We start from the raw sequence: 9,018 nt of genomic DNA on the forward strand, positions 1-9,018 counted from the left end.
CCCGCCGCGGAGCGTGCGCGCCTGTTCATCCATGATGCCCTTGGCCAACCGATTACCCTGGACGATCTGGTCGAGGCCAGCGGCCGTGATCGCTGGAGCCTGTCACGGGATTTCCGCGCCCTGTACGGCACCAGCCCCTATCGCTACATCACCCAGCGCCGATTGAACGAAGCCCGGCGCCTGGTATTGCAGGGCCTGCCGTTGAGCGAAGCAGCCCTGGCCTGTGGCTTTTTCGACCAAAGCCACATGACGCGGCTGCACACCGAGGCCTTCGGCATTTCACCGGCACGCTGGCTGAAGATGCTGCGTTGAAATCCAGCGCCGCACGCTATGAAAAGCTGCACGATCATCCAATACCCGCCTCACCCCCGACCGTAAGGTAGCGCTCTTCTTCCACCACGGAGCGTGCCCTGATGAATCATTACTCCCCCATCAACTTCGCCCAGAAATACGCGCTGTTCGCCGAGCAGTGGGCGCCCAAAGTCATCGCCGAAATGAATGACTACCAGTTCAAGATCGCCCGGCTCGAAGGCGATTTCATCTGGCACACCCATGCCGATACCGATGAAACGTTCATTGTGCTGGACGGTGAACTGCGTATCGACTTTCGTGACGGCGCCGTGATGATTGGCCCGGGCGAAATGTACGTGGTCAAGAAAGGCGTCGAGCACAAACCCAGTGCCGTCCAGGAAGTGAAACTCTTGCTGATCGAGCCGCGCGGCGTCATCAATACCGGTGAAGAAACCAACGAGCGAACGGCGGTCAATGACGTCTGGATCTGACCGAGCCAGGCTCAGTCGTACTCCGCTTCCTCGTGGTCACCGAGCAGCCGACGCTGGCGAGGCGTCGCGGCGGCGAGTACCACGGGATTGAACTGCCAGTGCAGATAGGGCGAGAACTTCTGCGCGACCATCCGCCGACCGTAGTGCACCTGGAGCATGTAGCGCGTGCGATCGGCGGTCCGGTTGTCGCTGCCGGCGTGCCACAGCTCGCTGCGCAATATCAAGACATCGCCCGCCCGGCATAGCACCGGCTGCGCCGAGCGCCCATTCCATTGCGTCTCGCCGGCAGCGGGCGCTCGCCCCGCCTTGTGGCTGCCGGATATTACCCGCGTCGGGCTCAGGTCGGCATCGATGTCGTCGAGGTAGAACTGTGCGGTGAACACCTGTATCGGCAGTTCGAAACCGGGATCGGCCAGCAGGCCCGACGGCAATTCCATCGGCAGGTAATCCAAGTGCAGCGCAGCGCCGACGAAACCAGGATGGCAGCGCCAGGCCGTCTGGCCGATGATGTGGCAATCGTCGCCCAGGGCCGCCTCGGCCAACTCGATTACCCCGCTCACCTCCAAGTAAGGCAGCCAGAACGGGTCACGATTGAACACGCATTTGTAATGATCGATGACGCCGCTGTAATCCCAGTGCTGGGGTTTCAGCAGGTCGATAGCACGACGCACTTCAGCGATTTGCCCGGCATCCAACACGCCGGACATCAGGACAAAGCCGTCCTGATGCAGGGCTCGCAGAAGGTCGTCAGTCGGCACGACACCACCTGCTTCAGGTGCGGAAGCGGCCGGTCAGCTCGGCGAGGTTTCTCGACAGGCTGGAAAGCTGCTGGCTGGCGTGCATGCTCTGGGCGGAATTGGCCGCCGCTTCGTTGGACAGATCACGGATGTCGGAAATATTGCGGGCTATTTCCTCGGTAACGCTGCTTTGCTCTTCGCAGGCGTTGGCGATTTGCGCGGCCATGTCATTGATCCGCTGGATAGAACCCCCAGTGCCGCTGAGCACCTGATCGACACCTGCCGCACGCTCGACGCTGTCCCGGGCCTTGCTGCTGCCGACCTGCATCGCTTGCACAGCCTTTGCGACACCGCTCTGCAACCGCTCGATGCGAACCTGAATGTCCTTGGTCGAATCCTGGGTACGGGCCGCGAGCGCCCTCACCTCATCGGCCACGACGGCAAACCCACGGCCCTGCTCACCGGCCCGCGCGGCTTCGATTGCAGCGTTGAGTGCCAACAGGTTGGTCTGCTCGGCAATGCCACGTATCACTTCGAGCACCGCGCCGATACTGGACGTTTCCTGGGCCAACGCCTCGATCGTGCCCGAGGCGCTTTCGACTTCCTGGGCCAACTGGCGGATCGACTCGATGGTGCTGCTGACGACTGCGGTGCCGTCGCGAGACTGACTGCTCGCCTGTTGCGCGGCATCCGAGGCGCTCACTGCGTTATGCGCAACCTCATGCACGGCGGCGCTCATCTGGGTGGCAGCGGTACTGACTTGATCCAGTGCCGCGTGTTCGCTGCTGATCAGCCGATCATTCGTCGCAGCCATATCGGCCATGGCGCGTGCGGCGGAATCGACCTCCCCGGTCACTCGGCCCACTTCGGCAATCAGCGGTTGCAGCTTGTCGAGGAAGCGGTTGAACGCACTGCCGAGCTGGCCCAACTCATCAGCCGAACGCACTTCGAGACGGCCCTTCAGATCGCCGCCGCCCTCGGCGATCTGTTCGACCCGGTGCAGCAAGCGACGCATCGGACGCAACACCACCATCGGCAAGGTCACGATCAGCAGGACGCAACCGAGCAGACCGACCAACAGAATCCCTCCCTGCTGCAGGCCCACGGCTTGTCCGTGATCGATCGCCGCCTGGCCTTCCCGTTGCGACGCCTCGTCTTCCAGCTCCCCCAGCTTATCGATGGCATCGCGCATGGTGTCGAACTTGCTTTCGCCGTCACCAAAACTCAGCGCACTGGCCGCCTGCGGATTGCTCGCGGCTTGCTCAACGACCTGCCGCGAGATCTGCGACCACTGGGCAAAGCGGTCATTGAACTGACCGACCAATGCCTGCGCCTCGGCACCCGGCTGCATCGCCGCGTATTTTTGCACGCGATCATACGCTTGCTTCAGATTGTCCCTATGACTGGCCCGCAGCGCCTCAACATGTCCGCTCGCACCGCCGCCCAGCAAGCTCCGTTCGGCAACAAACGCCTGGTACAGGTCGCGATCCGCATTGAGCAACAGGCTGATGGCCGGCAGATAACGCTTGGTCAACTGCGTGCTGGACTCCGTCACCTGGCCGATACCACGCACGCCCGCGCCCCCCATCAGCACAAGTAATACAGCCAGGAACACCATCGGGAGGGTGATTTTCCAGCGAAAGCCCAAGTCGGCGAAGAACCGCAGCATGGTGTCATTCCTTACACGGGGGGATTACCTGCCTATCGGCAGCCTTGTCTTGAGCTATAGACCATTAGTCCAGTTGTTACAAAGCTTTGGGTGTGGGGAGGGCTATGGTTAGGCAGGTCGCGGAGGGATTGGACTGGGTGAAAATGATGGAAAGGACGTCAGTGTTTTGGGGAAATTTTCTGACATTTTCCGCCCACATAATTCGATGCGAGGAGACATTCCGAGTGACTCAGCGGGCCTTCAGGATTTTGCACAGCTGTGCTGCATTCCGTTGAGGGATGGTTGCGACGTGTTGGATGTCATAGCCCGACGCCTGGATGCAGAGCCGGCCTAACATCAAGATCCCTCGTGGAGTCCCCGTCGAACCGAGCATGGTTCGACGGCATTGAAATCCTCCGATTTGCCCGGATTCGATTCTGCACGAATACACGCGTCTCGGAGGCTCCGATGGCTACCAGAAGAAAAGTCGACAAACCGCACAAGAAAGTGACCAGCGATGAGCTGACATTTCTTGATGTTCGGCAAGCTGCGCGTGATGGTAAGAAAGTGTTCGATAAATTTGTAATCGCTGGCAAGCTTCCTATTACAAAGTAAGCCTTGATGCTAGCCGTTAAGAACATGCACGCTTTGAAGAAATAACGAATTCGAAACGTTTCGCGGCATGCTTTATAACCATAGCGTTTGCATCGAGGGCCGGCGCAGCTTCCTGAGCAGCGATGGGTTTCCATCACGCCCCAAAAATGCCCTAAACCAAACGCCAAAAACGAAAAAGCCCCTGAAATGTTCAACCATTTCAGGGGCTTAGCCGTATTCAATAATGGCGGAGAGATAGGGATTTGAACCCTAGGTACTGTCGCCAGTACAACGGATTTCGAATCCGTCCCGTTCGGCCACTCCGGCATCTCTCCAGTGGCGCGCATCATACCAGCACATTCGCCGGAAGCGAACCCCCGGGCGAAATTTTTTCCGTGCTATCAGATGCTTGCGTCGATTACAGCGGTACACCCAGGCGTTGGGCGACTTCTTCGTAGGCTTCGATGACGTCACCGAGGCCTTGGCGGAAGCGGTCCTTGTCCATCTTCTTCTTGGTGGCCTTGTCCCAGAGGCGGCAGCCGTCCGGGCTGAACTCGTCGCCCAGGACAATGGAGCCGTCGCTGAACACGCCGAATTCAAGCTTGAAGTCCACCAGCAGCAGGCCAGCGTCGTCGAACAGCTTGGTCAGCACGTCGTTGACCTTGAGGGACAATTCCTTCATGCGTGCCAGTTGCTCGGCGGTGCCCCAACCGAATGCCACGACGTGGGATTCGTTGATGAACGGGTCGCCCTTGGCGTCGTCCTTCAGGAACAGCTCGAAGGTGTAAGGGTTGAGCTTCATGCCCTCTTCCACGCCCAGGCGCTTGACCAGGCTGCCGGCGGCGTAGTTACGCACAACGCACTCGACCGGGATCATGTCCAGCTTCTTGACCAGGCATTCGTTGTCGCCCAGCAGCTTGTCGAACTGGGTCGGTACGCCGGCGGCTTCGAGCTTTTGCATGATGAAGGCGTTGAACTTGTTGTTCACCATGCCCTTGCGGTCCAGCTGTTCGATGCGCTTGCCGTCGAACGCCGAGGTGTCGTTGCGAAACAGCAGGATCAAGCGGTCAGCGTCGTCGGTCTTGTAAACCGACTTGGCTTTGCCGCGGTAGAGTTCTTCACGTTTTTCCATGATGGGCTCCGCTTGCTAAGTAGATGGGCTAGGCGATATGTCGCCAGTCGAGCCCTGAATCTTGATCGGCCAGTTGCAGCCAGTCCGGGTCGCACCCGAGGGTGTCGACAAAACATTGCCGGGCCAGCTGCGGCAGGTTGTTCTTGCTGCTCAGATGGGCCAGGACCAGGTGTTGCAGGCCTTGCCAGCCCAACTCGGCCACCAGGTACGCCGCCTGGTGGTTGTTCAAATGTCCATGTTCCCCGCCTACCCGCTGCTTGAGAAAGTAGGGATAAAACCCACGCGCCAGCATGTCCCGGCAGTGGTTGGACTCGATCATCAACGCATCGAGATCCCGGTAGCTGTCCATGACCCTGTCGCAATACGAACCCAGGTCGGTGAGCAATCCGAAGCGCCGCTCGCCGTCGCTGAACACATATTGCGTCGGTTCCCGGGCATCGTGGGCCACGCTGACCACGCTGATGTCCAGGGCACCGATTCGCAGTTGTTCGCCACCGGCTACGAAACCGGCAGGCTCGATCGGTTTACGCAACCCATCCAGCGTACCGCGACTCAGGTACACCGGCAGATTGTAGCGCCGAGACAGCAAACCCACGCCATGCACGTGGTCGGCATGTTCGTGGGTCACTAATATCGCGCTCAGTTGCGCCGGGTGCACACCCAGGCGCAACAGGCGCTTCTCGGTTTCCCGCAGGGAGAAACCACAATCGACCAGCACGTACGTGCCAGCACTGGCTATCAGCGTGCCGTTCCCCTGGCTACCGCTGCCGAGAACGGCAAAACGCATCGGATCAGCCCAGGTTGTCCTGAATCACGCCCAACACCTTGCGAGCCACGTCGGCCGGCGCCACAGTGTTGATGTTTTTCTCGACGGTGACCTGGACGTTGTCGCCGACCTTGCTCAGGCGAACCTGGTAACGCTCGGCACGGGCTTCGATTTCTTCCTTGTCCGGCTTGCTGCCGAACAGACCACTGAAGAAGCCAGGTTTCTCGTCTTTCTTCTCGGCTTTTTCAGCCAAGTTGATGTAGTACAGGCCCAGGCTGCGGTTGATGTCCTCAACGCGCCATTCGCCCTGCTCCAACGCGCGACCCACGCTCGACCAGGCGCGGTCGAGGTCGGAGCCGACGTTGAGCACCGGGTTGCCGCTGCCGTCTTCGCTCAGGCTGACGCGGCTTGGCGTGTCGTAGTCGCGGGTGGCGAGCATCGACACCGAGCCGCCCTGCTCAGCGGTACGGCTCATGCTCGCGAGCATGTCGTCCACCAGCGCGGCGTCGAGACCGGTGTTGACCGAACGGTTGGTGAAGGCCACGTCGGCAGTGCTGCCGGCGGGACGCTCGGCGCTGACCACGTAGATCTCACTGGTGTTGCGCTGCACGCCTGGCTCGATGCGCACACGCACGCGGGTTTCGCTGTCGGCTGCAACACCGGCGGCACTCAGGCGCTTGGCCATGGCGGCGGACAGTTCATCGGAACGCTGCCAGGTGGTGGTGAATTCGCCTGTCTGTGGACGCTGTTCGTCCAGGCGGAACCCGTTGTCCTGGAAGAACTGGATCGCCACCGGCCAGACTTCGGCCGGTGGGTGCTGGCCCATGACCCAGCTTGAATCACCGCTCTTCTGCAGGGTGTAGTCGCTGGCATCGGCCACGGCCGACAGCGGTTGTGGACGCGGGACAATGTATTCGCCCTTGACGCTGTCGTCAGCGACGTTGCGCGGGATCGGCAGCAGCGGATCCAGGCGCTTGGCGACGCTGACGTCCGGCGGCAGTTGCATCGGTGCAGTCTGTTGCGCTTGCAGGTAATCGCTACCACGATCGCGGAAGTAACCTTCCGGCCCCCAGACCCATCCGCAGCCACTGGTGCTGGAGATAATCAAGGCAAGTGCGGAAAGTCCGGCCATTCGCTTCATGCGTTGTACTTCCTCAATTAAACCTGGACGCCGGACTGGCGCATGGCCTGCCGCAGCGTTTCGTGACAAGGGGTGCTCAGCCAGGTCAGTGGCAGGCGGATGCCTTCGTGCATCAGGCCCATTTCGACCAGGGCAAACTTCACCGGGATCGGGTTGGCTTCGATGAACAGGTCCCTGTGCAGCGGCATCAGTTTTTCGTTCAGTGCCCGGGCGGTCTCGGCGTCGCCGTTCAGCGCAGCCTCGCAGAGGTCGGCCATTTCGCGCGGGGCAACGTTGGCGGTGACGGAAATGTTGCCCTTGCCACCCATCAGGATCAGCTCGACAGCGGTCGGATCATCACCGGACAGCACGAGGAAGTCCTTGTCCACGCCATCGAGGATGGCCTTGGCGCGCTTCAGGTCGCCGGTAGCCTCCTTGATGCCGATGATGTTCGGCACGGTGGAGAGGCGGATCACGGTCTCGGCCTGCATGTCGCAGGAGGTGCGGCCGGGAACGTTATAGAGAATCTGCGGGATGTCGACGGCTTCGGCAATGTGCTTGAAGTGCTGGTACAAGCCTTCCTGGGTCGGCTTGTTGTAATACGGAACGACCAGCAGGCAGGCATCGGCTCCGGCTGCCTTGGCGTTGCGGGTCAGCTCGACGGCTTCGCGGGTCGAATTGGCGCCCGTGCCGGCGATGACCGGAATGCGCCCGGCAACCTGTTTGACCACGGCTTTGATCACGGCGATGTGTTCTTCAACATCAAGGGTTGCCGACTCGCCGGTAGTACCGACTGCGACGATGGCATGGGTGCCGTTCTTGAGATGGAAGTCCACGAGTTTGCTGAGGCTGTCCCAGTCAAGACGCCCTTGTGCATCCATGGGAGTGACCAGTGCCACCATACTGCCCGCAATCATGAAACCGCTCCTGCCGGAAAAAGAGAGCGGTAATGGTACTGGCGCCAAGATGCTTGTACAAGCGAACTCCCATTCCCCTTGGCGATGGTTTTCGCTACCCTTCAGGCTTTGATCGGTACCGCTGAGCTCACATGCCGGTTTCCAGCCTCCGTTTTCGTCGCTACAAGCCCCGATCCTGCGTTTGTCACGGGTGTATTTGTGTTGTCCCGCAACGCATTGCACCCTCCAGGCTCAGGGCTTGAACCGTTCGGTTTTCCAGGGCTGTCACCACGCCGAGCTGAAACGTATCGACCGCTCATCGCTTTAGGAATGCTGCATGTCCACCCCCACAGTCCGCGAACAATTCCTTGTTATCAGTGCCCTTGGCGCCAACCCCATGGAGCTGACTAACGTCCTGTGCCGCGCCAGCCATGAGAATCGCTGTGCGGTCGTGACATCACGCCTGACTCGCCACGGCGAATGCAGCGCGCTCGTGCTGGAAATCTCTGGCAGCTGGGACGCCCTGGCCCGCCTGGAGGGCAGCCTGCCCTTGCTGGCCAAGAAGCATGCGTTCACCGTCAACGTTGTCCGCAGCGCAGCGCTGGAGAATCGTCCCCAGGCCCTGCCGTATGTGGCCTACGTGAGTTCGGCCTACCGCCCGGACATTATCAACGAGCTGTGCCAGTTCTTCATGGACCATCACGTCGAGCTGGAGAACCTGACCTGCGACACCTACCAGGCTCCGCAGACCGGCGGCACCATGCTCAACGCTACGTTCACCGTGACACTGCCGGCCGGCACCCAGATCAGTTGGCTGCGCGATCAGTTCCTGGATTTCGCCGACGCGATGAACCTGGATGCCCTGATCGAACCGTGGCGCCCACAAAACCCAATGTAAGGAAGCGTTCATGGCCGTTGCCGTCGACCAGCCGGTTACCGATTTCCAAGCGCCCGCCACCAGCGGGCAGACCATCAGCCTCGCGGCCCTGAAAGGCAAGCAGGTGGTCATCTACTTCTACCCGAAAGACAGCACGCCCGGCTGCACCACCGAAGGCCAGGGGTTCCGCGATCAGTACGCACAATTCCAGGCCGCCAACACCGAAGTGTTCGGCGTCTCCCGGGACAGCCTCAAGTCCCACGAGAACTTCAAGTGCAAGCAGGAATTCCCCTTCGAGCTGATCAGCGACAAGGACGAAGCGGTTTGCCAGTTGTTCGATGTGATCAAGCTGAAAAAACTGTACGGCAAGGAATACCTGGGCGTTGATCGCAGCACATTCCTGATCGACAAGGATGGCGTGCTGCGCCAGGAATGGCGCGGCGTGAAAGTGCCGGGGCATGTGGAT

General features: G+C 60.5%; 10 protein-coding genes, 1 tRNA gene and 2 pseudogenes. 5 read left to right on the plus strand and 8 right to left on the minus strand.

The genetic code is table 11. The features are described 5' to 3' along the window. Both OC610_RS15205 and OC610_RS15210 read left to right on the plus strand, forming a co-directional pair. On the plus strand, positions 1-312 hold a 312-nt coding region (locus OC610_RS15205; protein ID WP_264428769.1), incomplete at its 5' end, for a helix-turn-helix transcriptional regulator. Between the two features lie 101 nt (positions 313-413). Then, on the plus strand, positions 414-782 hold the full coding sequence (locus OC610_RS15210) for a cupin domain-containing protein (protein ID WP_264428770.1): 369 nt from the start codon (positions 414-416) through the stop codon (positions 780-782). Between the two features lie 11 nt (positions 783-793). On the opposite strand, the gene OC610_RS15215 is transcribed toward OC610_RS15210, so the two are convergent. The 3 genes and pseudogenes from OC610_RS15215 to OC610_RS29760 all read right to left on the minus strand — a co-directional run. Further along, the gene (locus tag OC610_RS15215; RefSeq protein ID WP_264428772.1) at positions 794-1,540 is read right to left on the minus strand and encodes a phytanoyl-CoA dioxygenase family protein; all 747 of its coding nucleotides are present in this window, start codon (positions 1,538-1,540) and stop codon (positions 794-796) included. A gap of 13 nt (positions 1,541-1,553) precedes the next feature. Then, complete coding sequence (locus OC610_RS29755) at positions 1,554-2,342, minus strand: methyl-accepting chemotaxis protein (protein ID WP_408636596.1); 789 nt, start codon at positions 2,340-2,342, stop codon at positions 1,554-1,556. A 69-nt stretch (positions 2,343-2,411) separates the two neighbouring features. Next, positions 2,412-3,188, minus strand: a pseudogene (locus OC610_RS29760) (MCP four helix bundle domain-containing protein); the annotation flags it as partial. Between the two features lie 202 nt (positions 3,189-3,390). Here OC610_RS29760 and OC610_RS15225 point away from each other — a divergent pair. Beyond that, positions 3,391-3,522: pseudogene (locus tag OC610_RS15225) on the plus strand (short-chain dehydrogenase); the annotation flags it as partial. A gap of 484 nt (positions 3,523-4,006) precedes the next feature. Here the strand turns inward: OC610_RS15225 and OC610_RS15230 are convergent. The 5 genes from OC610_RS15230 to dapA form a co-directional block, all read right to left on the minus strand. After that, positions 4,007-4,096 (minus strand) — tRNA-Ser (locus tag OC610_RS15230). Between the two features lie 83 nt (positions 4,097-4,179). Then, positions 4,180-4,893: a phosphoribosylaminoimidazolesuccinocarboxamide synthase gene (gene purC / locus OC610_RS15235; RefSeq protein WP_198797143.1), complete on the minus strand. Its 714-nt coding sequence runs from the start codon at positions 4,891-4,893 to the stop codon at positions 4,180-4,182. A gap of 28 nt (positions 4,894-4,921) precedes the next feature. Continuing rightward, positions 4,922-5,680: an MBL fold metallo-hydrolase gene (locus tag OC610_RS15240; RefSeq protein ID WP_264428776.1), complete on the minus strand. Its 759-nt coding sequence runs from the start codon at positions 5,678-5,680 to the stop codon at positions 4,922-4,924. Between the two features lie 4 nt (positions 5,681-5,684). Continuing rightward, complete coding sequence (gene bamC, locus OC610_RS15245; RefSeq protein WP_264428777.1) at positions 5,685-6,800, minus strand: outer membrane protein assembly factor BamC; 1,116 nt, start codon at positions 6,798-6,800, stop codon at positions 5,685-5,687. A gap of 17 nt (positions 6,801-6,817) precedes the next feature. Further along, positions 6,818-7,696 carry a 4-hydroxy-tetrahydrodipicolinate synthase gene (dapA, locus tag OC610_RS15250; RefSeq protein ID WP_264428778.1) on the minus strand — a complete coding sequence of 293 codons (879 nt, stop codon included), beginning with the start codon at positions 7,694-7,696 and terminating at the stop codon, positions 6,818-6,820. A 316-nt stretch (positions 7,697-8,012) separates the two neighbouring features. On the opposite strand from dapA, the gene OC610_RS15255 reads away from it, so the two are divergent. Together OC610_RS15255 and OC610_RS15260 are read left to right on the plus strand one after the other, a co-directional pair. After that, entirely contained in the window at positions 8,013-8,573 is a 561-nt protein-coding gene (locus OC610_RS15255; protein ID WP_030141212.1) for a glycine cleavage system protein R, read from the plus strand. A gap of 10 nt (positions 8,574-8,583) precedes the next feature. Further along, on the plus strand, positions 8,584-9,018 hold a 435-nt coding region (locus tag OC610_RS15260), incomplete at its 3' end, for a peroxiredoxin (RefSeq protein WP_264428780.1).

The sequence above is a fragment of the Pseudomonas agronomica genome (genome assembly GCF_025917275.1).
In the GTDB taxonomy this organism is placed as follows: Bacteria; Pseudomonadota; Gammaproteobacteria; order Pseudomonadales; family Pseudomonadaceae; genus Aquipseudomonas; species Aquipseudomonas agronomica.

What these genes read in the sequence shown, in the direction of transcription:
- OC610_RS15210 (WP_264428770.1), top strand. Translation starts at nt 414, where the DNA reads ATGAATCATTACTCCCCCATCAACTTCGCCCAGAAATACGCGCTGTTC.
- OC610_RS29755 (WP_408636596.1), bottom strand. Translation starts at nt 2,342, where the DNA reads ATGGCCGATATGGCTGCGACGAATGATCGGCTGATCAGCAGCGAACAC.
- purC (WP_198797143.1), bottom strand. Translation starts at nt 4,893, where the DNA reads ATGGAAAAACGTGAAGAACTCTACCGCGGCAAAGCCAAGTCGGTTTAC.
- OC610_RS15240 (WP_264428776.1), bottom strand. Translation starts at nt 5,680, where the DNA reads ATGCGTTTTGCCGTTCTCGGCAGCGGTAGCCAGGGGAACGGCACGCTG.
- bamC (WP_264428777.1), bottom strand. Translation starts at nt 6,800, where the DNA reads ATGAAGCGAATGGCCGGACTTTCCGCACTTGCCTTGATTATCTCCAGC.
- dapA (WP_264428778.1), bottom strand. Translation starts at nt 7,696, where the DNA reads ATGATTGCGGGCAGTATGGTGGCACTGGTCACTCCCATGGATGCACAA.
- OC610_RS15255 (WP_030141212.1), top strand. Translation starts at nt 8,013, where the DNA reads ATGTCCACCCCCACAGTCCGCGAACAATTCCTTGTTATCAGTGCCCTT.